We start from the raw sequence: 22,002 nt of genomic DNA, 5'->3' as shown, positions 1-22,002 counted from the left end.
GGTTGGTTTGTCGCGGCGACATGGCAGTCAGTCCAGCTCACGGTGGAAGGTGAGCACGCCTTCGCGCGTAGCGCGGTAATGCGCGGCGAGTTGCTCGACGAGGTATACCGAGCGATGGCGGCCGCCGGTGCAGCCGATCGCGATCGTGACGTAGCTGCGATCGTCCTGTTCGAAGCGCGGCAACCATGCATCCAGCCAGCGCGTGGTGTCGGCAAGGTATTCGTTGACCAGCGGCTCGGCTTCGAGGAACTCGCGCACCGGCGCGTCCTTGCCGGAGAGCGGGCGCAACTTCGGTTGCCAATGCGGGTTGGGCAGGCAGCGCGCGTCGAACACGAAATCCGAATCCAGCGGCAACCCGCGCTTGAACGCGAAGGACTGGAACATCAGGGTCATGCCCTCGGTGGCCTGCGCGTAGCCCGTAGCGACCAGCCGGCGCAACTGGTGCACGTTGAGTTCGCTGGAATCGATCACCTTCTCGGCAATCGCCATCAGCGGGCGCAGCAGGCGGCGTTCCTCGGCGATCGCGTTGGCCAGCGACTTGCCGCGCGTGGCGAGCGGATGGCGACGGCGGGTTTCCGAATAGCGCTTGAGCAGCACATCGTCGCTGCAATCGAGGAAGATCAGGTGCAGCTGCACGCCGGTGGCGGCCAGTTCGGACAGCGCCTCGGGCAGGTGTTCGAGGTCGGCGCCGCGATTGCGCACGTCCACGCCCACCGCGATGCGCCGGTAACGGCCCGCGCCGCGTCCTGCCGCGTCCACCAGTTGCGGCAGCAGCGAGGGCGGCAGGTTGTCCACGCAGTAGAACTCCAGGTCCTCCAGCGCGCGCAGGGCCACCGTCTTGCCGCCTCCGGACATGCCGGTGAGCACGATCAGGTGGGTTTCGTGCGGGTTGGTGAACAGGTTGCTCGGTGTGGATTCTTCGTTCATGAACAGGCTCTACTCACCATGGCGGCAGCCGGCGCAGCTGATGCGCCTGGCGGTCGATGAAGGTCTGCGCTGGGTCGATGCCCTTGCTCTTCAGCGCGTGGCTGCGCACGGCTGCTTCGACCAGCACGGCGATGTTGCGGCCCGGCGCCACCGGGATGGTGATCATCGGCACCCGCACGTCGAACACCTCGCGGTGGCCGGTGTCGCCGGTCAGGCGGGTCAGCGCGTCGATGTCCTCGCCTTCGCGCAGCGGCTTCAGGTGGATCACCAGCCGCAGGTACTTGGACGGCTTGACGGACATATGGCCGAACATCTCGCGCACGTTGAGCACGCCGAGGCCGCGCACTTCCAGCAGGTCCTGCAGCAGCTCGGGGCAGGTGCCGTCGATCACGTCGGGTGCGATCAGGGTGAACTCGGTGGCATCGTCAGCCACGAGCCGGTGGCCGCGGCTGATGAGCTCCAGCGCCAGTTCGCTCTTGCCGGAACCTGCCTCGCCGGTGATCAGCACGCCGATCGAGAACACTTCCAGGAACACGCCATGCAGGGTGACCTTGGCCGCCAGCTGGCGGGCGAGGTGGTACTGCAGGAAGGTCAGCAGCTCATGCCCACGCTTCGAACTGACCCACAACGGGGTGTCGGTTTCCTCGGCCACCTCGCGCAGATCCGAGGGGATGGTCTGATCCTTGGTGACGATCATCGCCACCGGACGGGTGGCGGCGATCTTGTGGATCGCTTCCCAGCGCTGGCGCGAGTCCATGGCGTCGAGGAAATTCAGTTCCTCCGAGCCGATGATCTGGATCTTGTTCGGGTAGATGACGTTGAGATAGCCGATCAGCGAAGGTCGGCGCGATTGCGCCACGTTGGGTTCCAGCATGCGCGATTCACCGCGCATGCCGGCGATCCAACGCAGCGCCATGCGCTCGTTGACGCCGTCGAAGAGTTGTCGTGCGGTGAGCCGATCCAAGCTTCGGTCCTTTGCGTCGCGCGCCGCGCGTGGAGGTTGCGGCGGAGCAGGGCCATTGTGCCAGCTTGGGGCGGAGCTGTGCGGGGAAGAGCAGGCCGCCCGTGCGCCGGGCGGCCTGCGGCAAGCGTCAACCGTACTGCACTTCCGTGCGCGTGGCGCGATGGTGCTTGTCCACGATCTTTTCGCGGTGGCGGCGCAGCTGTGCCACCAGCTTGTCGAACAGTGCGTCGATGGAGGCGTACATGTCCGCCTCGGCGGCCTCGGCGTGCAGGGTGGCACCCGTGATACCCAGCGTGGCATCCGCGCGATGTCGCAGCTTGTCCACCGAGAGGATCACGGCGAGGCTGACCAGCTTGTCATCGAGGCGGTGGAGGCGGTCGAGCCTGGACTCGACGTGTTGACGCAGCGCGGGGGTGACATCGATCTGCTGGCCGCTGAGTTGGAATTGCATGGTACGCCTCCTCTGGTGGTGCAGGCCGCGTTTCGCGGCGGGATCGGCGCGCTTCGATGGATGCGGGCGCGCCTTCGAACATCCTTCGCTACAAATATGAGAGCGTTTTTCCGGGGAGCAAGTTCCCTGCTCAACTCTTGCGCTGGCGTTCGCTGGAACTCGGGATGCGCAATCCTTCGCGATATTTGGCCACGGTGCGTCGCGCGACCTGGATGCCCTTGCTTTTCAGCTCCGCGGCCAAGGCCTGGTCGGACAGCGGCTTGCGCGGATTCTCAGCATCGATGAGCTTGCGCAGCATCGCCTGGATCGCCGTGGCCGAGGCGCTGCCGCCGTCTTCGGTGGAGACGCCGCTGGAGAAGAAATATTTCAGCTCGAAAGTGCCGCGCGGCGTATGCAGGTACTTGCGCGTGGTAACGCGCGAGATGGTGGATTCGTGCATGCCAACCTCCTCCGCCACTTCGCGCAACACCAGCGGATGCATCGCCTCCGGCCCGTAGTCGAGGAAGGCACTCTGTCGCCGCACGATGGCGCCCGCCACCTTGAGCAGGGTTTCGGCACGCGACTCCAGGCTCTTTAGCAGCCAGCGCGCCTCCTGCAGTTGGCCCTTCATCCAGTTGGCGTCGTCGCCGCGCGCGCGGGCGATCAGGTTGCAGTAATGCTGGTTGAGGCCGAGCCGCGGCTGCGCGTCCGCATTCAGGCGCACCTGCCAGCGACTGCCTTCGCGCACGGCATAGACGTCCGGCGCCACGTATTCCACCGGGGTGGCGTCCAGCGCCGCGCCGGGGCGTGGGTCGAGGCTGCGGATCAGGGTGGCGGCGGCGGCCACTTCTTCCTCGTCGGCGCGAAGCTTGCGCGCGAGTTTCGCGACGTCGTTGCGCGCAAGCAGTTCCAGTTCGTTTTCCACGATGGCGAGCGCCAGCTCGCGTTGCGGCGTGCTGGCGTCGAACTGCTGCAGCTGGCTGCGCAGGCAGTCGCGCAGGTCCAGGCTGGCCACGCCCAACGGGTCGAAACCCTGCAGGCGGCGACGCACGGCCTCGATCTCGGCGAGACTGGCGTCGAGGTTGTCGGGCAGCGCCGTGCGCACGGCTTCGATGCCGTCGGCGAGATAGCCGTCGGCGTTCAGCGCGTCGATCATCACCGTGGCGATGGCGGTCTGGCGCGGGTTGAAACCGGCCAGGTTGAGCTGCCACAACAGATGCTGTTGCAGGGTCTCGGGCGCGGCGTTCTGCGGCTCGAAGTCTTCGTCGCCACGCGCGTTGCCGCTGGCGGAGCTGCTGGAAAAGTCGATGGGGGTTTCGACATTGCCGCCGCCGTCGTCGGTCCACTCGGCACTGTCGTCGGCGTCGATGCCGTGGTCGGTGACGGCCTCGGCGGGGCCGGGCGTCTGCGCGTATTCGGCTTCCGGTGCGGCTTCCTCCGCGCTGGCGTCGTTGTCTTCGCTCTCGTCGGCGAATTCCAGCAGCGGGTTGCCTTCGGCGATTTGCCGCAGTTCGGTTTCCAGCTCAAGTTGCGACAATTGCAGCAGCCGGATCGCCAGTTGCAGTTGCGGCGTCAGGGTGAGCTGCTGATGGAGACGAAATTGCAGTGCAGGTTTCATGCCGGCCCGTGGAATGGACTGGCAGTCATCCTACTCCGCAGCCGGCGGGCGCGGCCATAGCCAGTTCACCCGCCGTGAAGCCAACGTCAAAGTTTGAATTCGCGACCCAGATAAACCTCGCGCACCTTTTCGTCGGCGAGGATATGGGCGGGCGTGCCGCGCGACAGCACCTCGCCCTCGTTCATGATGTAGGCGCGGTCGCAGATGCCCAGTGTTTCGCGCACGTTGTGGTCGGTGATGAGCACGCCGATGCCGCGTTCCTTGAGGTGGCGCACGATGCGCTGGATCTCGCCCACCGAAATGGGGTCGACACCCGCGAAGGGTTCGTCCAGCAGCATGTAGCGCGGGTTGGCGGCCAGGGCGCGGGCGATCTCCACGCGGCGGCGCTCGCCGCCGGACAGGCTGATGCCCTTCTGCGTGGCGATGTGGCCGATTTTCAGCTCGTCGAGAAGCTTCTCCCGTTCGACTTCGCGCTGCTGCTGGGTGAGGCTCTCGCGCAATTCCAGCACGGCCATGATGTTGTCGGCCACGCTGAGCCGACGGAACACCGAGGCTTCCTGCGGCAGGTAGCCGATGCCCAGGCGTGCGCGCAGATGCATCGGCAGGCCGGTGATGTCCTGCTGGTCGAGTTTGATCGTGCCGCCATCGGCTTCGATCAGGCCCACGATCATGTAGAAGCAGGTGGTCTTGCCGGCGCCGTTGGGGCCGAGCAATCCCACCACTTCACCCTCGCGGATGGAGAAGGCGAAATCGCGCACCACCTGGCGCGCCTTGAAACTCTTTTGCAAACCTTCGGCGGACAGCATCGATCAGTTGCCCTTTGCCGGTGCGGCGGGTTTCGCCGGAGCGGCGACTGCCTTGGGAGGCAGTTTGCCGGCCACCGGCTCGTTGTCGGGCACCGGCATCGCGGTGGGCGGCTTGGCGCAGATGACCGGCGCGCCCGTGGTGTTCTTGGGCAGGATCACGCCATGCACCAGGCCGTTGCTGGCGGTGTCGCCGGTGATGTAGTTGGTGTTCTGGTTGTAGGTGAGCTTGTCGCCATGGAATTCGCCACGGCACTGCTGCACCACCACCGCGTTGCCGATGAGCACGGCGATGTTGTTGACGTTGTCGTAGTCCAGGGTGGCGGCGTCGCCGGTCACCAGGTTGTTGTTCTCGTCCAGTTCCTGGATGTGCGCCGGATGGCCGGGCGTGCCGGTGACCACCACGCGCGATACCTGCTGGTCGCCATCGAGGTAGATCTTGGCGATGTCGCCGGTGAGCAGCATGGTGCCCTGGGTGATCCTGACGCTGCCGGTGAGCGTGGTGACCGTGTTCGGCGCGTTGTAGGCGTCGGTCTTCACGGACCAGGTGTTCATCAGCTGCTGGCGATCCGATTTCTTGGCGCTGGCAGCCAAGGGAGCCAGGGCGAGCAAGGCCGCCACGCAGGCTATGCCGAGAGCCTCACGATTTGCGTTGCGGACGCGGGCGCGGCGGGAAGGTGCCATGGCTTGCATCGAACAGCTCCAGATGGTTTTCGTTGAGGTTGGCACGCATGCCGATGCCGTCCAGTGTACGGGCGCCCTGCACGGCGTGCGCCGCTTCGGCCGTCACCATGCGGTTTTCCTTCGGCCAAGCGGTGACTTCGGAAGTGTCCAGGGTCGCCATGTCCACCGGCTGGCCCTTGGCATCGGTGTAGGCGGCGCGCTGCATGTGCACCGGGCCCTGCAGCTTGATCAGGGTGCCGCTCTTGTCCACCCAGCCGTACAGCGAATGGCCGTCCCAGTCCGGGATGCCGGGCTTCTTGGGGGAGATCTGGAAGACCGGTGCGTTGATGTACAGGGTGTCATCGTCCTCGCGGCGCTCCATATGGGGCGCCTGCATGCGGAATGCGAGCAATCCTTCGGGGTTGTAGGACCACATCTTGGCGTTGTAGAGCACGTAGCCCGAGCGCGGCGGCCCCACGAAGTCGTTCTCCTTGGGTGTCCCGACCACCCACCACAGCAACACCTGGGCGAGTCCGGCGGCCAGCGCCACCACCACGATCATGGCGGGCAGCTTGCGGTCGCGGAACCAGAGCCGCAGGGAGGCGATCACTGCCAGCGCTCCCGCTCGGCGGCGCTCTTGCCCTGCGCATGCAGGATCAGGTCGCAGGCTTCGCGCGCCGCACCCATGCCGCCGGGCCGCTGGGTCTGCCAGTGCGCGACCTCGGCGACCCACGGGTGCGCGTTGGCCACCGCCACGGCGAGGCCGGCGATGCGCATGGGCGGCAGGTCGGGCAGGTCGTCGCCGACGAAGGCGGCCTGCTCGGGCGCGAGACCCAGCGCTTCCAGCAGGGCGGTGAAGCAGGCGCGCTTGTCGGCCTGCCCCTGGTAGACGTGGGCGATGCCCAGTTCTTCGGCGCGCAGCGCCACGGGGTGGCTGATGCGCGCGGTGACGATGGCCACCTGCACGCCGTTCGCCTGCAGCCGCTTCAGGCCGAGGCCGTCGTGGACGTGGAACACCTTGGTTTCGCGGCCGTCTTCGCCGTACCAGAGCCGGCCATCGGTGAGCGTGCCATCCACATCGAACGCAGCCACGCGGATTTTCGCAGCACGGGCGAGGAGGTCGGCGGGGAGATCGGCCAGATACATGAGTCGGTTCGCAGAAGTGGCGGGAGAGATAAACGTGCGATCAGACCACGCGTGCACGGAGCAGATCGTGAATGTTGAGCGCGCCGACCACGCGCCGCTCGTCGTCCACCACCAGCAGGGCATGGATCTGGTGCTTCTCCATCAATTGCGCGGCCTCGGCGGCCAGCTTGTCGGGGCCGATGGTCTTGGGGCCGCGGGTCATCAGCGCGGCCACGGTGGCGTCGCGCAGGTTCACCCCCTCGTCGTCCAGGGCGCGGCGCAGGTCGCCGTCGGTGAACACGCCGAGCAATTGCTGCTGTTCATCCACCACGGCGGTCATGCCCAGGTGCTTGCGGGTCATCTCCACCAGGGCGGCGGTAAGGCTGGCCTCGGGCGGCACGCGCGGCACGTCTTCGCCCGAGTGCATCACGTCGCTGATCCTGAGCAGCAGGCGGCGGCCCAGGCTGCCGGCGGGGTGCGAGCGGGCGAAGTCGTCCGAGGTGAAGCCACGTGCCTCCAGCAAGGCGATCGCCAGCGCGTCGCCCAATACCAGTGCTGCCGTGGTGCTGGTGGTCGGGGCCAGGCCCAGCGGGCAGGCTTCGTTGCTGATGCTGCCGTCGATATGCACGTTGGCCTGGGTAGCCAGCGAAGAAGTCGGTTTGCCGGTGATCGCGACCAGCGGAATGCCCTGGCGCTTGATCATCGGCAGGATGAACAGCAGCTCGTCGGTCTCGCCGGAATACGAGAGCGCCAGCACCACGTCGTCGGGCTGGATCATGCCGAGGTCGCCGTGGCTGGCCTCGCCGGGGTGCACGAAGAAGGCCGGGGTGCCGGTGGACGCCAGCGTGGCGGCGATCTTGCGCGCCACATGACCCGATTTGCCCATTCCGGTGACCACCACGCGGCCGCGGCAGGCCAGGATCAGCCGGCAGGCTTCCGCGAAGGCGCCGTCGATGCGCGGCCCGAGCTCGGCAATGGCCGCGGCCTCGGTGGCGATCACCGCACGGGCGCTGCGCACGATGGCTTCGGGTGCGAGTTCGATGGCAGCGTGCGGGACGGGACGTGGGTTCATGGGGGCTCGATACGGGGCGCGGGAATGCCCATGGCGGGATCGCTGTCGTTTCTGCGACAGGGGATTTCCATTACCATGGCATATTCGCATTTTAACGTCACAAGCCGACGCGATGCCGATTCCGGTCGCGTCCGCCGCCCTTTGCTCGTGGAAGCCCGATGGACCCAGCACGCATCCAGACCCTGATCGAAACCGGCCTGCCCGGCGCGCAGGCCGAGGTCAGCGGCGACGATGGCGTGCACTTCGAGGCCACCGTGGTTGCCAGCCAGTTCGCCGGCAAGCTGCCGCTGGCGCGGCACCGGCTGGTCTATGCCACGCTGGGCGAACTGATGGGCGGCGCGATCCACGCATTGGCATTGAAGACGCTGACCCCCGAGGAAGCCGCCGCGCGCCGAGGGTGATTTCCGCTCTTATTGAAAAGTCCGGCACGGATGCCGGTTCTTCTTCGCGCTCATGGAGGAGCGTACAAGTTTAGGACACCGTTCGATGGCCAAGATCCTGATCAATGGCGGCGTGCCGCTCCAGGGCGAGGTAGGCATTTCCGGCGCGAAGAACGCTGTGCTGCCCATCCTCGCCGCCTGCCTGCTGGCCGATGCGCCGGTCAGCATCGGCAACGTGCCGCACTTGCATGACGTCACCACCTTCATCGAGCTGCTCGGCCAGATGGGCGTACAGCTGGTGCTGGACGACCGCATGAAGATCCACGTCGATCCGCGCACCACCAGTACCTGCATCGCTCCTTACGACCTGGTGCGTACCATGCGCGCCTCGATCCTGGTGCTGGGGCCGCTGGTGGCGCGCTTCGGCCAGGCCGAGGTGTCGCTGCCCGGCGGCTGCGCGATCGGCTCGCGCCCGGTGGACCAGCACATCCGCGGCCTGCAGGCGCTGGGCGCCGAGATCACCGTGGAGAACGGCTACATCAAGGCGCGCGCCAAGCGGCTCAAGGGTGCGCGCATCGTGATGGACATGGTCACCGTCACCGGCACCGAGAACATCCTGATGGCCGCCACGCTGGCCGAAGGCACCACGGTGATCGAGAACGCCGCGCAGGAGCCCGAGGTGGTGGATCTCGCCCATTGCCTGATCTCGATGGGCGCGAAGATCGAAGGCGTGGGCACCTCGACGCTGGTGGTCCATGGCGTTGACCGCCTGCACGGCACCGACTACCAGGTGCTGCCCGACCGCATCGAAACCGGCACCTTCCTGGTCGGTGCGGCGATGACCGGCGGCAAGGTGCGCGCCCGCGGCGCGCGCGCCAACACGATGGACGCGGTGCTGGCCAAGCTGGAGGATGCCGGCGCGCACATCTCCAGCGGCGAGGACTGGATCGAGCTGGACATGGGCGGGCGCCGGCCGAAGGCGGTCAACATCACCACCGCACCGTATCCGGCGTTCCCCACCGACATGCAGGCCCAGTTCACCGCGCTCAACTGTGTGGCCGAGGGCATCGGCATCATCACCGAGACGGTGTTCGAAAACCGCTTCATGCATGCCCATGAGCTGCAGCGCCTCGGCGCCGACATCCAGCTCGAAGGCAACACCGCCGTCATCAAGGGCGTGAACCAGATGAGCGGTGCGCCCATCATGGCCACCGACCTGCGCGCCTCCGCTTGTCTGGTGCTCGCCGGACTGGTGGCACAGGGCGACACCACGGTGGACCGCGTGTACCACATCGATCGCGGCTACGAGAACATCGAGGAAAAGCTGGGCACGCTGGGCGCACGCATCCGGCGTCTACCGAACTGAGCTTTGGTTGTGCGGGCACATGGGCCGGGTATGCCATGTGCCAGCGCAGACCGTGGAACCTCTGCGATCTCCGTCTGTCTGGCACCGGAAGTTATTTGAGCGAGTGCCCTATGGCTGCGAATAGCTCACGAGTTCCAGCGTGAGATTGCCGCCATCCTTCTGGGAAATCTTGACCGGCACCGGATATTTCGCCGGCACATACCAGGCGTTGAAATCGCGTTCTTGATCGGTGCGATCCACGCGTACGGCATCGAACGAACCGGCAGGCACGCTGACCTTTTCGCTGGCGGCCACCTTGAACGTCTGCATCTCGACAGACTGCCTGCCGCCAACGCCGAAGGTGGCGCTTTTCGCGCCGTCACGCAGCGCGACGCCCAACGCCAGCGGCAGCGTATTGCGTTCCACCATGCCCGGTTGCATGGGATAGCTGTGATGCTTGCCGTTGTCATCCATTTGCACGGTATTGCCCTGCACGACGAGTTCGCGGTTCTTCGGCTTGAACGAAGAGGCGAAGGCGTACTTGTACGACACCGCCTGCGGTACCTGGCCGGCCCAGGTGAAGTGCGACACTTCCGACGTGCTGGCACCGAAGGCGGCGGCGAGGCCGGAAGTGCCGGTGACCTTGTCGGTGTATTCGAACTGGCCGTTGCCGACTGGGTTCAACGTGAGCTTGGCTTCGCCCATCGGCTCGCCACCCTGCAGCACGTGGTAGGTGGCGGTGAAGGACTGCGGCACGCTCGCGGCGGAAACTGCAGTGGCGGACAGGACGAAGGTTGCGGCAAGGCCGGCGCGGAGGAGGGAGATTTTCATTCCGCCGAATATAGGCCGTGTGGCTGAATGCCGCACGACCTGTGTATCTACGAAAGCTGCGCCAGCGTGAGCGGCGCGGTCACCGGTCGGCCATCGAACATCGCTTCGCCGTTCCAGCGCAGGCGGCCGCGGGCGATGGCCCCGACCACGGCGGGCAGCAGCCGGTGTTCTTCGGCAAGCAGGCGTTCGGCAAGCGAAGCTTCGGTATCGCCCGGGCCGACCGGGATGCGTGCCTGCGCCACTACCGGGCCGCCGTCCAGTTCGGCGGTGACGTAATGGACGCTGGCACCGTGCTCGGTGTCGCCGGCTTCGAGGCAGCGGCGGTGCGTGTGCAGGCCGGGGTACTTCGGCAGCAGCGACGGGTGGATATTGATCGCGCGGCCTTCCCATTGGGCCACCACAGCAGCGTCGATCACGCGCATGAAACCGGCCAGCACCAGCAGTTCCGTGCCACTGGCCGCGACGTGCGCGAACAGGGCGCGGTCGAAGCTGGGTCGATCCGGATAGTCCTTCGGGTTCAGTGCCAGCGTGGGGATGTGCGCCGCCTCGGCCAGCCGCAGCGCGCCGGCAGATGCCTTGTCGCTGCCAACCAGCACCATTTCCACCGGCAGCGCACCGGCATCGCGCGCCGCGACCAGCGCAGCGAGGTTGCTGCCGCGGCCGGAGGCGAGCACGGCAACCTTGAGGAGGGACTGGCTCACGACAGGCTCAGCCGATATGGACGCGCTCGTCGTCCGTGGCCTTGACCACTTCGCCGATCACGCGGCTGGAAAGCCCGTGCTTGCCCAGCAGGGCGGACGCCGCAGCTACCGCGTCGCGCGGCAGGATCACGGTGAAACCCACGCCGCAGTTGAAGGTGCGCCACATTTCCTCGCGCGCTACCTTGCCCTCGCGTTGCAGCCAGTCGAATACCGGCGGCAGTTCGATGCTGTGGGCGTCAAGTGCGAGGCCGAGGCCGTCGGGCACCACGCGGATGATGTTTTCCTTGAGACCGCCGCCGGTGATGTGGGCCATGCCGTGGATGGACGCACCCTGCGTGGCGATCAACTCCAGCATCGGTTTCACGTAGATCGTGGTGGGGGCCATCAGCGCGTCGACGAGCTTCACGCCGCCCACGTCGAGGTCCAGCGGGCTGCCGGCACGTTCGAGGATCTTGCGGACCAGCGAATAGCCATTGGAATGGGGGCCGCTCGACGCCACGCCCAGCACCACGTCGCCGGACACGATGCCGTCGCCCGAGAGCAGCGCGGCTTTTTCCACCGCGCCCACGGTGAAGCCGGCAAGGTCGTATTCGCCGGGCGGATACATGTCCGGCATCTCGGCGGTCTCGCCGCCGATCAGGGCGCAACCGGCCAGCTCGCAACCCCTGGCGATGCCGCCCACCACGGCAGCGGCCGTGTCCACGTCCAGCTTGCCGGTGGCGAAGTAGTCCAGGAAGAACAGCGGTTCCGCGCCCTGCACCAGCACGTCGTTCACGCACATGCCGACGAGGTCGATGCCGATGGTGTCGTGGCGGTTCAACTGCTGGGCGAGCTTGAGCTTGGTGCCCACGCCGTCGGTGCCGGAGACCAGTACCGGCTCCTTGTATTTGCCGCCCAGGTTGAACAGGCCGCCGAAACCCCCCAGTCCGCCCATCACCTCGGGACGGCTGGTGCGCTTCACCAGCGGCTTGATACGTTCGACCAGGGCATTTCCGGCGTCGATATCGACGCCGGCGGCGCGGTAGGTGAGGGCGTCGGACATGGCGGAAACCGGCGTGGGAAACGCGCAATTCTACTGCATGCGGACGGTTGCCGACGCGGTCGCGCGCCAGTTCCGTGGACGGCGGCATGGACGCCGCGGGGGCGATTGGGCAGACTTCCGTGGTATTCCCCGCCAAGTGCCCCGCCGATGCGCCCGTTCGCCATGCGCCTGCCGCGCCTGTTCCTCATCGTCCTGCTGCTGGGCCTGGCCGGGTTGCCGCCCCTGCATGCGCAGACCGTATCGCCGTATTCGGTGACGGTGCCGGTGACCGACACCAGCGACACCCAGCGTGGCGCGGCCTTCGCCAGCGCGCTCAGCCAGGTACTGGCGCGGGTGGCCGGCGGGCAGGATCTGCGCGGCAAGGCGGGTTACGACGATGCGTTGAAGAACGCCGCAGCGCTGGTGCTGCACTTCCAGTACGCACGCACCACCGGCGGCATGAACCTTTCGGTGGATTTCGAGCCGGGCGCGGTGCGCCACCTGGTGACCCAGCTCGGCGTAACGGACAGTGTGGGCGGCAAGCCGCCGGTGTTGTTGATGGTGCGCGGCAGCGACGGCCAGTTGCTGGACAAGGACGCGCTGGCCAGCCTCGCCGGTGCCGCCGCCGCGCGCGGTTATGGCGTGACCTACGTCGATCCCTCGAACGCACCCGATCCGGCCAAGGTGGACGCCGCCGATCCTGCCACCCTGGTGGCGATCAATCAGCAATACCACACCGGTCTGGTGCTGCTGGGCAGCCTGCACGACGGCGGCGCCGACTGGACGCTGGTGTCCGGCGGCAAGGCGCAGCACTGGAACGACAAGGCCGCCACCGAAGACGCGCTGATGACCGATGCCGGCAACGGCATGGTCGACCGCATCGGGCAGCAACTCAACGTGATCGGCTCCACCGTCAACGACGAGAAGCTGTGGGTGAGCGGCCTCGCCAGCGCGATGGACTATGCGAACCTGCTCAGTTTGCTGCGCAACGATCCTTCGGTGCGTGGCGTCGCCATGTTGGGCGCGGACAACGACGGCATGTTGTTCGAGGTGAAATCGGTGATGCCGGCCGATGCGCTGGCTGCGAACCTTGCGGCGAGTGGACGGTTGATTCGCAGCGAGGCGCATCCGGATACGGATGCCAGCCTGCAGTGGCTGCACTGATCTCGCATGCAGGCTCCTCGCGATACCACGCACACCTGCATGCGAGTCGCCCGCGAAGGCCCGCGCATCCATGTGCGGTCATATGCGGACCCTTCGCAAAATCCCGCACTTCTCCGTGCGGACTCTTCGGGAGAGCCGGCTTTGCATAGGGCCTTGGGATGATGAACCACGACGCCTATCGCCGCTGGCAGATGCTGGCGATCATCGCGGTCATCGGCTTTCTGCTGTGGCGGCTGGCCCCGATGCTGACGCCCTTCGTGGTGGCGGCGATGCTGGCCTATCTCGGCGATCCGCTGGCGGACCGACTGGAGCGCCTGCACATGGGCCGCACGCTGGCGGTGACCATCGTGTTCCTGGTGCTGCTCCTGCTGCTGGGCGGTGCCTTGCTGCTGCTGATACCGCTGATCTCGCACCAGGTCGAAAACCTGATCCAGAACGTGCCGCGCTACGTGGACTGGGCCGAGCACACGGCGTGGCCATGGCTGCAGGTGAAGCTGCACCTCGATCCGCGCACGTTCGACAGCGACCAGCTGATTGCCACCATCAAGGAGCACATCGGTTCAGTGGGCGGCGTCGCCGGCCTGGTGCTGGGCAAGGTGTCGCGTTCCGGTCTGGGTTTCGTGTTGTGGCTCACCAACCTGGTGCTGGTCCCGGTGGTGGCGTTCTACCTGCTGCGCGACTGGGATCGGCTGGTAGTGGCCATCGACCGCCTGTTGCCGCGCTCGATCGAACCCACCATCGCCCACCTTGCGCGCGAAACGAATGCCGTACTTGGCGCTTTCGTGCGCGGCCAATTGCTGGTGATGCTGGCGCTGGGCGTGTACTACGGGGGCTCGCTGTCGCTGGTCGCCGGGCTGTCGGTGGGTGCGCTGATCGGCATGATCGCTGGCCTGCTGAGCTTCGTGCCCTACCTCGGGTTCATCACCGGCTTCGGCGCGGCCATCATCGCCGCACTGGTGCAGTACGGCGACTGGAACCATGTGCTGATCGTCTGCGGCGTGTTCGTGGTGGGGCAGTTGCTGGAAGGCTACGTATTGGTGCCCAAGCTGGTGGGAGAGAAGATCGGCCTGCATCCGGTGGCGGTGATCTTTGCGGTCCTGGCCGGCGGCGAGCTGTTCGGCTTCCTCGGTGTGTTGCTGGCGTTGCCGGCCGCGTCGGTGGTGATGGTGCTGTTGCACTATCTGATGGAGCGTTACCGCCTCAGCGAGCTGTACACCGAAGAGGGCGAGGCCGACCCCGCCATCCATGAGACCGTCGTCGAAGTGGATGTCGCCGTGAGCACTGCGTCTGACGCGGGGGAGGCCGCGTCGCCGCACGAGCCATCCGCCCGGCCATGATTCCGCAGCTGCCGCTTGCGTTGCGCTGGCCGCGCCGCCAGCGATTCGAACATTTCCATGCCGGCGCCAACGCCGCCGCACTCGCCGCGGTTGAACGGCTCGCGCGCGAGGCCGCCGCGCCATGGCTGTACCTGCATGGACCGGCGGGCAGCGGCAAGAGCCATCTGCTGATGGCCGCTTGCCAGGCCGCCGGCGACGCCGGGCGCAGTGTGCAGTACCTGCCGCTGGCGAAGCTTGCCGATCATGCCGCCGCGATCCGCGGCGTTGCGGGCGGTGCCTTGCTGGCGCTGGACGACCTCGGCGCCATCGCCGGCATCCGCGAGGCCGAGCACGCGCTGTTCGACCTCTACAACCGCGCCAAGGCGGAAGACGCAGCTCTGCTCTTCGCTGCCGAAACCACGCCTGCCCGGTTGGGCCTGGGGCTGCCCGATCTTCGCTCGCGCCTCGGCGCCTGCACCCAGCTCGCGCTGCGGCCGCTGGACGATGCCGAACGCCGCGACGTGCTCAAGGCGCAAGCCGCACTGCGCGGCATCGAACTGGATGAAGGCGTGCTCGACTGGCTGTTCGCCCGCCATACCCGCGACCTCGGCGCGCTGTTCGACCTGCTGGACCGGCTGGACCAGGCTTCGCTGGCGGCGCAGCGGCGGGTGACGATCCCGTTCCTGCGCGAGCTGCTGAAATAGCCGCAGAAGCCAACTGCACCCATGGTGGATTGCCATGCCCGACATCCAGTTCAGCAGCGACGAGAAGGAAATCCTCGTGCGCAAGATCAAGCTCTACTTCACGGAAGAGCTGAAGCAGGAGATCGGGCGCTTCGATGCCGAATTCCTGCTGGATTTCTTCGCGGGCGAAATCGGCGGCTATTTCTACAACCGCGGCCTGTACGACGCCCAAGCCATCCTCTCGGGCAAGCTGGACGAGCTGGGCGAAGCGATCTACCAGTTGGAGCGGCCGACCGAATTCCGGCGGTGAGGCCCGGTCTGCAACAGGGGTTTTCCTTGCGAAATTTGCCGGGTGAGCAGGAAGATGGGCCGCACGAATCGCGACGGAGACGCCTCCAATGTCATGGATGCATGCCGGCCTGCTTGCTCCAGCGCTTCTCCTGGCAGCAGGCGCGGCCGATCCGTCGTCGTATGCGGCCACGCACCCGGCGGCCTATGCGGGAACCTACGTTCTTCGCGTGTGCCATGGCCCATGCATCGCAACGCCCGATTTCACCGGAACGCTGGTGTTGTTCGAGCGTCCGATACGGAATGCGCAGGGGCGTCTCTTTCGTGCCGACCTCGACACGCAATATGCCAACGGCTGCTTCGTCTGGTCGAAAGCAACAGGCGGCCCGTTTGGCAACGAGCAGCGCGGCTTCTTCTCATGGGCGTTGCTTGAAGGTGCCGCTGATCTTGAGCTGGTGCGTTCGCCGGATGGTGGTTACGGAGTACGCATGCAACTGACGCCGAAAGGCTTGCGTGGCGAAGCTGGGATCTGGGTTGATCCAGGCCCCGCAGGCGCGGGGCACGAGGCTCGAGATCAATTGATTGCTGAGCGTTTGGGCGAGCCGGATATCGCCGCGTGCAATTCGCCGTCTTGATCTGGTGGTTCCGGTCGAGTGATCAGGCCTTCAACAGCTCCGGTGTCGCCTGGGCGCCGATCGCGTCCGTCATCGCCTTCGCCACGTTGAGGTTGCCGGCGATGATGTTGCCGCTTTCGGGGATGCCGTCGCGGCCGGCGAAGTCGCCGTAGCGGCCGCCCGCCTCGTGCACCAGCAGCACGCCGGCGGCCATGTCCCAGGGCTTGAGGCCGATCTCGAAGTAGCCGTCGTAGCGGCCAGCGGCGGTATAGGCGAGGTCCAGCGCCGCGGAGCCGGAGCGGCGGATGTCCTCGGCCTGGCCGAGCAGGGCGCGGGTCATCGCGAGCTGCGCGTCGAGGTGGGCGCGCTGGCGGTAGGGAAAGCCGGTGGCGATCATCGCGCCGCCCAGGTTCTCGCGCTTGCCGACGCGGATGCGCGTCGGGCCGGTGCCCTTGTCCAGATAGGCGCCGTCGCCCTTGCTGGCGGTGAACAGTTCGCCACGCAACGGATCGAACACCACTCCATAGACCGGCACGCCCTTGTCCAGCATGGCGATGGAGACGCTGAAATGCGGGATGCCGCGCAGGTAGTTGTGGGTGCCGTCCAGCGGGTCGATCACCCAGGTGAGCGGGTTCTTCTTGCCGATGGCGCCGCTTTCCTCGGCGAGGATGCCGTGGTCGGGGTAGGCGCGGCGCAGTTCCTTGACGATCTCGGCCTCGGCCAGCTTGTCGACCTCGGAGGCGAAGTCCATGCGCTGCTTCTCGACGACGGCGAGGCCTTCGATGCGGTTCATGTAGCGCAGGATCACGTTGCCGGCGGCGCGCGCGGCGCGCACCGCGATGGTGATGGCGGGTCGGGTCATGGCTTCGGCTGTCGAAAGAACGGGTTGCGGCCGGCGATTCTAGCAGAGCCGGGCCGCAGGCTGGCGTATCCTAGACGGTCTTTGCTTTGCCGGCGGTACCCATGAACCCACCCGATCTCGTCTCCTTGTTCCGCTTCGTGCTGGTACGCACCTCCCATCCGGGCAATATCGGCGGCGCGGCGCGGGCGATACGCACCATGGGCTTCACGCGGCTGGAGCTGGTGGCGCCGCAGCGCTTCCCCGACCGCGAGGCTGACGCACTGGCGGCGAACGCGGTGCAGGTGCTGGCCGAGGCGGGTGTGCACGAGACCCTGGTCGGTGGCTTGGCCGGGACGAGTTTCGCCTTGGGCCTGTCCGCGCGGCGGCGTGGAGTGAACCTGCCGGAGTTGTCGCCGCGCGAGGGGGCCGCGCAGGCGCTGGCCGCAGCCGCGCGCGGCGAGCAGGTGGCGCTGCTGTTCGGCAACGAGCGCACGGGCCTGGAAAACGAGGAACTGGCGACCTGCCATGCGATGGTGCGCATTCCCAGCGTGGACGACTTCAGTTCGTTGAACCTTGCACAGGCGGTGCAGGTGATGGCCTACGAACTGCGCCTGGCGATGCTGGGCGATGCGCTGCCTGGGCCGCCGCCCGAGAACGACGAGCCGCCCGCCGATGCGGGGCAGATGGAACGCTTCTACGCCCATCTTGCCGAGACACTGGACGACATCGACTTCCACAAGGGGCGCGAGCCGACCACGATCATGCTGCGGTTGCGGAAGCTGTTTCAGCGTGCGCAGCCGGATCAGCGCGAGTTGCGCGTGCTGCACGGGATTCTGGCGGACGCGCAGCGGATGGCGATGCTGGCAGGCGGAAAACGGTAGGAACACACCCTGTGCGCGATTGCCTCGCGCTTCGATCAGAGCGAAAAGCAATCGCGCACAGGGTGCGCTCCTACCCTTCGGCTTCGTCCGTGCTCTCGCGCGTGGGTTCGCGGGTGACCAGCAGCTTGTCGATGCGCGCGCCGTCCAGATCCACCACTTCGAAGCGGATGCCTTGCCAGGCGAACACCTCGCCGACTTGCGGAATGTGACCGAGCGCGGCCATCACCATGCCGGCGGCGGTGCGGAATTCGTGCTCGGCTTCGCCGGGCAGGTGGTCGAGGCGCAGCAGTTCGCGCAGGTCGTCGGTGGCCAGGCTGCCGTCGATCAGCCAGCTGCCGTCGGCACGCTCGACGATGGGCGCGTTTTCCGCGGTGTCGCCGTGGGCGAGCTGGCTGGCGCCGACCACCGCGGCGAGCAGGTCGTTGACGGTGACCACGCCCTCGATGTCGCCGTATTCGTCCACCACCAGCGCTAGCGGGGTTTCGGCGTCGCGGAACTCTTCCAGCAAGTCGAGTGCACGCGCGGTGGCCGGCACGTACAGCGGCTTGGCAAGGTGCTCGAACAGTTGCGGACGGCCCTCGGCGAAAGACTGCAGCAGGCGCTTCACTTCGACCACGCCCACCACTTCGCTCTCGTCGCCGCGGTACACCGGGTAGCGCGAGTACGGCGTCTGCCGCAGCACTTCCACGTTCTCCTCGCGCGGCGCGGCCATGTCCAGCCACGCAATGCGCACGCGCGGCGTCATCACGCTGTCCACGCTGCGGTCGCCGAGACGCAGCACGCGGTTGACCATGGCGTGTTCGTCCGCGTCCAGCACGCCCTGTTCGGCGCTTTCGGCCACCAGCAGGCGGATTTCCTCTTCCGTGGCGGCGGCATGGCTGTGGCCGCGCACACCCAGCGCGCGCAGCAGCAGGTTGCTGGCGGTGTTGAGCAGCCACACGAACGGCGCGGTGGCGCGCGACAGCAGCAGCATGGGAATGGCCACGATGGCCGACACCTTCTCCGGTGCCGACAGCGCCAGGCGCTTGGGCACCAGTTCGCCCACCACGATCTGGATGAAGGAGATCAGCACGAAGCCCAGCACCACGCCGATGATGCGGGCGTAGGGCTCCAGCCACGCGGCGTGGCCACCGTGCAGCAGGTCGGCGATGTGCGCGCCCAGTGCGTCGCCGGCCACCGCGCCGGTGACCAGCATCATCAAGGTGATGCCGACCTGGATGGTGGAGAGGAAATATTCCGGATTCTCGGCATGCCGCAACGCCACCGTCGCGCGGCGGCTGCTGCGCGCCATCTGCTTGAGGCGGCTCTTGCGCGAGGCGACCAGCGCCATCTCGGACAGCGCGAAGAAGCCGTTGCACAGGGCGAGCACGAGGACGAGCGCGATTTCGGTCAGCATCGCGTGGGGCGTGAGGCGGAATGCATTGAGGGAGTTTAGCGGCTAAACCGGCGCCGTTACGGGGCGCCATGCTGCGATGCGAGGTAACTGTCCTGTAACATCGCCGCCATTCGACCCAAGGCGCGACCCGCATGTTTTCACTGCAGACGATCTTCGGCAAAGGCGACAAGTTCTACGGCTTGCTGGAGCAGAGCGCCGAGGCGGCGCACGAAAGTGCCAAGGCGCTGCACGCGCTGGTCACCCAGGCCGATCACGCGCCGGTGATGGCCGCGTTCGCGGCGACCCGTGCGCGCGAGAAATCGCTGGCCTCGAAGATCAGCGAGGAACTGGTGAACACCTTCGTCACCGCGCTGGATCGCGAGGACATCGAGGCGCTGAATTCGGCCTTGTACAAGATCCCCAAATCGGTGGAGAAGTTCGCCGAGCGCTACGACATCGTGTCCGTGCGCCTGCAGGGCGTGGACTTCGGCCAGCGTGCACTGGTGCTGGAGCGCTCCGCCACCGTGGTGGTGGAGATGATCGGCGAACTGCGTCGCGGGCTGCGCATCGATCCGGTGAAGAAGCTGCAGGACCGCCTGCAGACGCTGGAATCCGAAGGCGACCGCATGCTGCTGGCGCCGTACCGCACGCTTTACGTGGAAGGCAACGACGCCATGAAGGCGATGCTCGCAAAGGACTTGTTCGAGCTGATCGAGAAGGCCATCGACAAGTGCCGCGACGTTGGCAATATCGTCTATTCGATCGTGCTGAAGAACTCATGAGCCTCGGACTCGTGGCAGTGGTGGTGCTGATCGCACTCGCCTTCACCTACATCAACGGCTTCCACGACACCGCCAACTCGATCGCCACGGTGGTGGCGACCAAGGTGCTCACGCCGGGTCAGGCGGTGCTGCTGGCGGCGGTGACCAACCTGATCGGTGCGCTGTGGGGCACGGCGGTGGCGGCCACCATCGCCGCCGGCATCGTCAACACCGGCGTGGTCGAGGCCGGCCCGCAGTTGCTGATCTGCGCACTGCTGGCGGCCATCGTGTGGAATCTCATCACGTGGTGGCTGGGCCTGCCTTCCAGCTCCAGCCATGCCCTGGTAGGGGCGCTGGTAGGTGCGGCAATGGCTGAAGCCGGCGACCATTTCAACGCGGTGATCTGGTCGCAGGGCGGCGCGCACTGGTGGCTGGGCAAGGGCGTGATTCCGAAGGTGGTGGTGCCGATGGTGGTGTCGCCGTTCGCGGGCCTGGTGATCGGCTTCCTGCTGATGGGCGGCCTTTATGCATTGTTGGCGTGGTTCTCGCGCCGCAGCGGCTGGTTGCGGCTGCTCGGCCGCACGCCCTTCGTCAACAGCTTCTTCGGCAAGGCGCAGATCGCCTCGGCCAGCGCCATGGGCCTGGCCCACGGCATGAACGACGCGCAGAAGAGCATGGGCATCATCGCGCTGGCCCTGGCCAGCGCCACCGCGGCGGGCCAGTTCGATCATCTGCCGGGGTGGCTGCATTTCCTGCGCATCAGCGGCTCCGCCCACGGCGGCTTCGTGGTGCCGGCGTGGGTGGCGGTGGTTTGCGCGCTGACCATGGCCGGCGGTACGGCTGGTGGCGGCTGGCGCATCATCAAGACACTGGGCCACAAGATGGTGAAGCTGCATCCGATCAACGGCTTCGCGGCCGAGGGCAGTTCGGCCATCGTGATCCTGGGCGCTTCGGCGTTCGGCCTGCCGGTGTCCACCACCCACGTGGTGTCGTCCGCGATCATGGGCGTGGGCTCGGCAAAGCGTTCCAACGCCATCCGGTGGTCGGTGGTGGAGCGCATGGTGTGGGCATGGATCCTCACCTTGCCGATCACCGCGCTGGTCGCATGGGGCTTCGTCCGGATCGCTCGCCTGCTGGGCTAGGAGCGTGGGCGGTAGAAGCCGTCCAGGCCGCGGAGCCCGCCACGCCGTCCATTTTCCCGCCGCTTCTTGGCCCATAGCGCCGACTATGGGTCGGAGAACCGTCGAAAAACTGTCCTCGCGCGGCAGGCTTCTCGCCGCGAACGTTTCTACCGCCCACGCTCCTAGAACGCGTCGCTGCCGCTGGCGACCAGTTGTTCGAGCTGGTCGCCCAACCGGCCCAGTTCCACGATCAAGCGCTGCAGCTCGCCCTCATCGAGCAATTCGTAGGGGCGGTTTTCGCACAGGTGCAGGTAGGGCGCGCCATCCAGGTCGGCCACGGCGAGGAAGCCGCAGCGCTGCTCCCAGTTGAAGCGCAGGCAGCGCTGCGCATCCGTGCCCGCCAACGGGCCTATGGGCGTGGAGATGCGCAGATAGCGGTGGCCCGATTCGGTTTCCAGTTCGGCCAGATAGATGCCCTGATGGCGGCCATGCGGCAGGCTCAGATCGAAGCTGATGAGGTAGGGATCGTTCTGACGCAGCCCGTGCAAGCTGCCCAGGTGGGAACGCACGGCTTCGAAGTGGTGCATAGGTTGCCCCCGAGGCTGACCATGGCGCTGCTACTCTGACACGTCTGCCACCCGGCTTGGTCAAGGCTCTGTTATCGCCATGCAAGACAGCCACGCCCGCGTCTATGCCGCCATCGCCGCGATTCCGCCCGGGCGCGTGGCCAGCTACGGCGCTATTGCCGCCCGTGCCGGCCTGCCGGGGCGGGCGCGGCTGGTTGGCAAGCTGCTGGGCGAAGTGCCCGATGGGATGGAGTTGCCATGGTTCCGCGTCCTGCGTTCCTCGGGCGAGATCGCCCTGCCCAAGGGCAGCCGCGGCTTCCGCGAACAGGTGCGGCGGTTGTGCGCCGAGGGTGTGGAAGTGAAGAACGGCCGCGTGGCGCTCAGCGCGTTCGGGCTGGATGCCGATCTCGACCGTGCGCTGTGGGGCGCTATTTGAGCGGGGTCGCAGCGAATCAGGTCGACGCGATGCCGGCCACACCGAACGCGGCGGGGCCATGCATACGTTTCGAATC

At 66.8% G+C, this 22,002-nt stretch carries 26 protein-coding genes; 11 read left to right on the top strand and 15 right to left on the bottom strand.

The window, feature by feature from the left end:
* Positions 1 to 27: 27 nt before the first annotated feature.
* The 9 genes from rapZ to ISP25_RS09495 form a co-directional block, all read right to left on the bottom strand.
* A complete protein-coding gene (gene rapZ, locus ISP25_RS09535) occupies positions 28 to 927 on the bottom strand; it encodes an RNase adapter RapZ (RefSeq protein WP_404613449.1) in 900 nt (299 codons plus the stop codon).
* A 13-nt stretch (positions 928 to 940) separates the two neighbouring features.
* On the bottom strand, positions 941 to 1,891 hold the full coding sequence (gene hprK / locus ISP25_RS09530) for an HPr(Ser) kinase/phosphatase (protein WP_192153996.1): 951 nt from the start codon (positions 1,889 to 1,891) through the stop codon (positions 941 to 943).
* A 127-nt stretch (positions 1,892 to 2,018) separates the two neighbouring features.
* A complete protein-coding gene (gene hpf, locus ISP25_RS09525; RefSeq protein ID WP_192153998.1) occupies positions 2,019 to 2,342 on the bottom strand; it encodes a ribosome hibernation-promoting factor, HPF/YfiA family in 324 nt (107 codons plus the stop codon).
* A gap of 130 nt (positions 2,343 to 2,472) precedes the next feature.
* Positions 2,473 to 3,939: an RNA polymerase factor sigma-54 gene (locus tag ISP25_RS09520; protein ID WP_404613447.1), complete on the bottom strand. Its 1,467-nt coding sequence runs from the start codon at positions 3,937 to 3,939 to the stop codon at positions 2,473 to 2,475.
* Positions 3,940 to 4,025: 86 nt separating this feature from the next.
* The gene (gene lptB, locus ISP25_RS09515; protein ID WP_192154002.1) at positions 4,026 to 4,745 is read right to left on the bottom strand and encodes an LPS export ABC transporter ATP-binding protein; all 720 of its coding nucleotides are present in this window, start codon (positions 4,743 to 4,745) and stop codon (positions 4,026 to 4,028) included.
* A gap of 3 nt (positions 4,746 to 4,748) precedes the next feature.
* Positions 4,749 to 5,426, bottom strand: a complete 678-nt coding sequence (gene lptA, locus ISP25_RS09510; protein WP_404613445.1) for a lipopolysaccharide transport periplasmic protein LptA — start codon at positions 5,424 to 5,426, stop codon at positions 4,749 to 4,751.
* Positions 5,383 to 6,015, bottom strand: a complete 633-nt coding sequence (gene lptC / locus ISP25_RS09505; RefSeq protein ID WP_404613443.1) for an LPS export ABC transporter periplasmic protein LptC — start codon at positions 6,013 to 6,015, stop codon at positions 5,383 to 5,385. The genes lptA and lptC overlap by 44 nt, the downstream gene beginning before the upstream one ends.
* Entirely contained in the window at positions 6,012 to 6,551 is a 540-nt protein-coding gene (locus tag ISP25_RS09500) for a KdsC family phosphatase (RefSeq protein ID WP_404613441.1), read from the bottom strand. The genes lptC and ISP25_RS09500 overlap by 4 nt, the downstream gene beginning before the upstream one ends.
* Before the next feature lie 40 nt (positions 6,552 to 6,591).
* Positions 6,592 to 7,602, bottom strand: a complete 1,011-nt coding sequence (locus ISP25_RS09495) for a KpsF/GutQ family sugar-phosphate isomerase (protein WP_192154008.1) — start codon at positions 7,600 to 7,602, stop codon at positions 6,592 to 6,594.
* Between the two features lie 158 nt (positions 7,603 to 7,760).
* Here ISP25_RS09495 and ISP25_RS09490 point away from each other — a divergent pair, with 158 nt between their 5' ends.
* Together ISP25_RS09490 and murA are read left to right on the top strand one after the other, a co-directional pair.
* Positions 7,761 to 8,003: a BolA family protein gene (locus tag ISP25_RS09490; protein WP_192154011.1), complete on the top strand. Its 243-nt coding sequence runs from the start codon at positions 7,761 to 7,763 to the stop codon at positions 8,001 to 8,003.
* Between the two features lie 85 nt (positions 8,004 to 8,088).
* A complete protein-coding gene (gene murA / locus ISP25_RS09485; protein ID WP_192154013.1) occupies positions 8,089 to 9,348 on the top strand; it encodes a UDP-N-acetylglucosamine 1-carboxyvinyltransferase in 1,260 nt (419 codons plus the stop codon).
* A gap of 108 nt (positions 9,349 to 9,456) precedes the next feature.
* Here murA and ISP25_RS09480 read toward each other — a convergent pair whose 3' ends face one another.
* The 3 genes from ISP25_RS09480 to purM are packed head-to-tail and all read right to left on the bottom strand — an operon-like array spanning position 9,457 to position 11,901.
* The gene (locus ISP25_RS09480; RefSeq protein ID WP_404613438.1) at positions 9,457 to 10,158 is read right to left on the bottom strand and encodes a DUF3108 domain-containing protein; all 702 of its coding nucleotides are present in this window, start codon (positions 10,156 to 10,158) and stop codon (positions 9,457 to 9,459) included.
* Between the two features lie 47 nt (positions 10,159 to 10,205).
* Complete coding sequence (gene purN, locus ISP25_RS09475; protein ID WP_404613436.1) at positions 10,206 to 10,859, bottom strand: phosphoribosylglycinamide formyltransferase; 654 nt, start codon at positions 10,857 to 10,859, stop codon at positions 10,206 to 10,208.
* 7 nt (positions 10,860 to 10,866) lie between these two features.
* The gene (gene purM, locus ISP25_RS09470) at positions 10,867 to 11,901 is read right to left on the bottom strand and encodes a phosphoribosylformylglycinamidine cyclo-ligase (RefSeq protein ID WP_192154019.1); all 1,035 of its coding nucleotides are present in this window, start codon (positions 11,899 to 11,901) and stop codon (positions 10,867 to 10,869) included.
* A gap of 147 nt (positions 11,902 to 12,048) precedes the next feature.
* Between purM and ISP25_RS09465 the strand changes: the two genes are divergently transcribed.
* The 5 genes from ISP25_RS09465 to ISP25_RS09445 all read left to right on the top strand — a co-directional run bounded on the left by ISP25_RS09465 (position 12,049) and on the right by ISP25_RS09445 (position 15,966).
* Entirely contained in the window at positions 12,049 to 13,044 is a 996-nt protein-coding gene (locus tag ISP25_RS09465; RefSeq protein WP_404613434.1) for a DUF2066 domain-containing protein, read from the top strand.
* 161 nt (positions 13,045 to 13,205) lie between these two features.
* The gene (locus ISP25_RS09460; RefSeq protein WP_404613432.1) at positions 13,206 to 14,381 is read left to right on the top strand and encodes an AI-2E family transporter; all 1,176 of its coding nucleotides are present in this window, start codon (positions 13,206 to 13,208) and stop codon (positions 14,379 to 14,381) included.
* The gene (hda, locus tag ISP25_RS09455) at positions 14,378 to 15,064 is read left to right on the top strand and encodes a DnaA regulatory inactivator Hda (RefSeq protein ID WP_404613430.1); all 687 of its coding nucleotides are present in this window, start codon (positions 14,378 to 14,380) and stop codon (positions 15,062 to 15,064) included. The genes ISP25_RS09460 and hda overlap by 4 nt, the downstream gene beginning before the upstream one ends.
* Positions 15,065 to 15,098: 34 nt before the next feature.
* Positions 15,099 to 15,353, top strand: coding sequence for a DUF2164 domain-containing protein (locus tag ISP25_RS09450; RefSeq protein WP_192154025.1), 255 nt, complete (start codon positions 15,099 to 15,101; stop codon positions 15,351 to 15,353).
* Positions 15,354 to 15,441: 88 nt separating this feature from the next.
* Positions 15,442 to 15,966 (top strand): hypothetical protein, encoded by a 525-nt coding sequence (locus tag ISP25_RS09445; protein WP_404613428.1) that lies wholly within the window; start codon positions 15,442 to 15,444, stop codon positions 15,964 to 15,966.
* 22 nt (positions 15,967 to 15,988) lie between these two features.
* On the opposite strand, the gene ISP25_RS09440 is transcribed toward ISP25_RS09445, so the two are convergent.
* A complete protein-coding gene (locus tag ISP25_RS09440; protein ID WP_404613426.1) occupies positions 15,989 to 16,807 on the bottom strand; it encodes an inositol monophosphatase family protein in 819 nt (272 codons plus the stop codon).
* A gap of 101 nt (positions 16,808 to 16,908) precedes the next feature.
* Here ISP25_RS09440 and ISP25_RS09435 point away from each other — a divergent pair, with 101 nt between their 5' ends.
* Positions 16,909 to 17,667: an RNA methyltransferase gene (locus tag ISP25_RS09435; protein WP_404613424.1), complete on the top strand. Its 759-nt coding sequence runs from the start codon at positions 16,909 to 16,911 to the stop codon at positions 17,665 to 17,667.
* 70 nt (positions 17,668 to 17,737) lie between these two features.
* Here ISP25_RS09435 and ISP25_RS09430 read toward each other — a convergent pair whose 3' ends face one another.
* A complete protein-coding gene (locus ISP25_RS09430) occupies positions 17,738 to 19,063 on the bottom strand; it encodes a hemolysin family protein (RefSeq protein ID WP_192154032.1) in 1,326 nt (441 codons plus the stop codon).
* A 131-nt stretch (positions 19,064 to 19,194) separates the two neighbouring features.
* Here ISP25_RS09430 and ISP25_RS09425 point away from each other — a divergent pair, with 131 nt between their 5' ends.
* A complete protein-coding gene (locus ISP25_RS09425) occupies positions 19,195 to 19,824 on the top strand; it encodes a DUF47 domain-containing protein (RefSeq protein WP_192104970.1) in 630 nt (209 codons plus the stop codon).
* Complete coding sequence (locus tag ISP25_RS09420) at positions 19,821 to 20,945, top strand: inorganic phosphate transporter (RefSeq protein ID WP_192154034.1); 1,125 nt, start codon at positions 19,821 to 19,823, stop codon at positions 20,943 to 20,945. Before ISP25_RS09425 ends, ISP25_RS09420 begins: the two co-directional genes overlap by 4 nt.
* Before the next feature lie 161 nt (positions 20,946 to 21,106).
* Here the strand turns inward: ISP25_RS09420 and ISP25_RS09415 are convergent, their stop codons facing one another.
* Positions 21,107 to 21,511: a hypothetical protein gene (locus ISP25_RS09415; protein ID WP_192154036.1), complete on the bottom strand. Its 405-nt coding sequence runs from the start codon at positions 21,509 to 21,511 to the stop codon at positions 21,107 to 21,109.
* Positions 21,512 to 21,590: 79 nt separating this feature from the next.
* Between ISP25_RS09415 and ISP25_RS09410 the strand changes: the two genes are divergently transcribed.
* Entirely contained in the window at positions 21,591 to 21,926 is a 336-nt protein-coding gene (locus tag ISP25_RS09410) for an MGMT family protein (RefSeq protein ID WP_404613421.1), read from the top strand.
* Positions 21,927 to 22,002: the final 76 nt, after the last annotated feature.

The sequence above is a fragment of the Rhodanobacter hydrolyticus genome (genome assembly GCF_044904645.1).
The sequence above is the reverse complement of the archived record's forward strand: the minus strand, read 5'-3'. Positions and strand labels throughout refer to the sequence as shown.

What these genes read in the sequence shown, in the direction of transcription:
- lptB (WP_192154002.1), bottom strand. Translation starts at nt 4,745, where the DNA reads ATGCTGTCCGCCGAAGGTTTGCAAAAGAGTTTCAAGGCGCGCCAGGTG.
- murA (WP_192154013.1), top strand. Translation starts at nt 8,089, where the DNA reads ATGGCCAAGATCCTGATCAATGGCGGCGTGCCGCTCCAGGGCGAGGTA.
- ISP25_RS09520 (WP_404613447.1), bottom strand. Translation starts at nt 3,939, where the DNA reads ATGAAACCTGCACTGCAATTTCGTCTCCATCAGCAGCTCACCCTGACG.
- ISP25_RS09420 (WP_192154034.1), top strand. Translation starts at nt 19,821, where the DNA reads ATGAGCCTCGGACTCGTGGCAGTGGTGGTGCTGATCGCACTCGCCTTC.
- ISP25_RS09500 (WP_404613441.1), bottom strand. Translation starts at nt 6,551, where the DNA reads ATGTATCTGGCCGATCTCCCCGCCGACCTCCTCGCCCGTGCTGCGAAA.
- ISP25_RS09440 (WP_404613426.1), bottom strand. Translation starts at nt 16,807, where the DNA reads ATGACCCGACCCGCCATCACCATCGCGGTGCGCGCCGCGCGCGCCGCC.
- hda (WP_404613430.1), top strand. Translation starts at nt 14,378, where the DNA reads ATGATTCCGCAGCTGCCGCTTGCGTTGCGCTGGCCGCGCCGCCAGCGA.
- rapZ (WP_404613449.1), bottom strand. Translation starts at nt 927, where the DNA reads ATGAACGAAGAATCCACACCGAGCAACCTGTTCACCAACCCGCACGAA.
- ISP25_RS09490 (WP_192154011.1), top strand. Translation starts at nt 7,761, where the DNA reads ATGGACCCAGCACGCATCCAGACCCTGATCGAAACCGGCCTGCCCGGC.
- hpf (WP_192153998.1), bottom strand. Translation starts at nt 2,342, where the DNA reads ATGCAATTCCAACTCAGCGGCCAGCAGATCGATGTCACCCCCGCGCTG.
- ISP25_RS09465 (WP_404613434.1), top strand. Translation starts at nt 12,049, where the DNA reads ATGCGCCCGTTCGCCATGCGCCTGCCGCGCCTGTTCCTCATCGTCCTG.
- lptA (WP_404613445.1), bottom strand. Translation starts at nt 5,426, where the DNA reads ATGGCACCTTCCCGCCGCGCCCGCGTCCGCAACGCAAATCGTGAGGCT.
- ISP25_RS09495 (WP_192154008.1), bottom strand. Translation starts at nt 7,602, where the DNA reads ATGAACCCACGTCCCGTCCCGCACGCTGCCATCGAACTCGCACCCGAA.
- ISP25_RS09450 (WP_192154025.1), top strand. Translation starts at nt 15,099, where the DNA reads ATGCCCGACATCCAGTTCAGCAGCGACGAGAAGGAAATCCTCGTGCGC.
- ISP25_RS09430 (WP_192154032.1), bottom strand. Translation starts at nt 19,063, where the DNA reads ATGCTGACCGAAATCGCGCTCGTCCTCGTGCTCGCCCTGTGCAACGGC.
- ISP25_RS09435 (WP_404613424.1), top strand. Translation starts at nt 16,909, where the DNA reads ATGAACCCACCCGATCTCGTCTCCTTGTTCCGCTTCGTGCTGGTACGC.
- ISP25_RS09415 (WP_192154036.1), bottom strand. Translation starts at nt 21,511, where the DNA reads ATGCACCACTTCGAAGCCGTGCGTTCCCACCTGGGCAGCTTGCACGGG.
- purM (WP_192154019.1), bottom strand. Translation starts at nt 11,901, where the DNA reads ATGTCCGACGCCCTCACCTACCGCGCCGCCGGCGTCGATATCGACGCC.
- ISP25_RS09410 (WP_404613421.1), top strand. Translation starts at nt 21,591, where the DNA reads ATGCAAGACAGCCACGCCCGCGTCTATGCCGCCATCGCCGCGATTCCG.
- ISP25_RS09445 (WP_404613428.1), top strand. Translation starts at nt 15,442, where the DNA reads ATGTCATGGATGCATGCCGGCCTGCTTGCTCCAGCGCTTCTCCTGGCA.
- ISP25_RS09460 (WP_404613432.1), top strand. Translation starts at nt 13,206, where the DNA reads ATGAACCACGACGCCTATCGCCGCTGGCAGATGCTGGCGATCATCGCG.
- ISP25_RS09480 (WP_404613438.1), bottom strand. Translation starts at nt 10,158, where the DNA reads ATGAAAATCTCCCTCCTCCGCGCCGGCCTTGCCGCAACCTTCGTCCTG.
- ISP25_RS09425 (WP_192104970.1), top strand. Translation starts at nt 19,195, where the DNA reads ATGTTTTCACTGCAGACGATCTTCGGCAAAGGCGACAAGTTCTACGGC.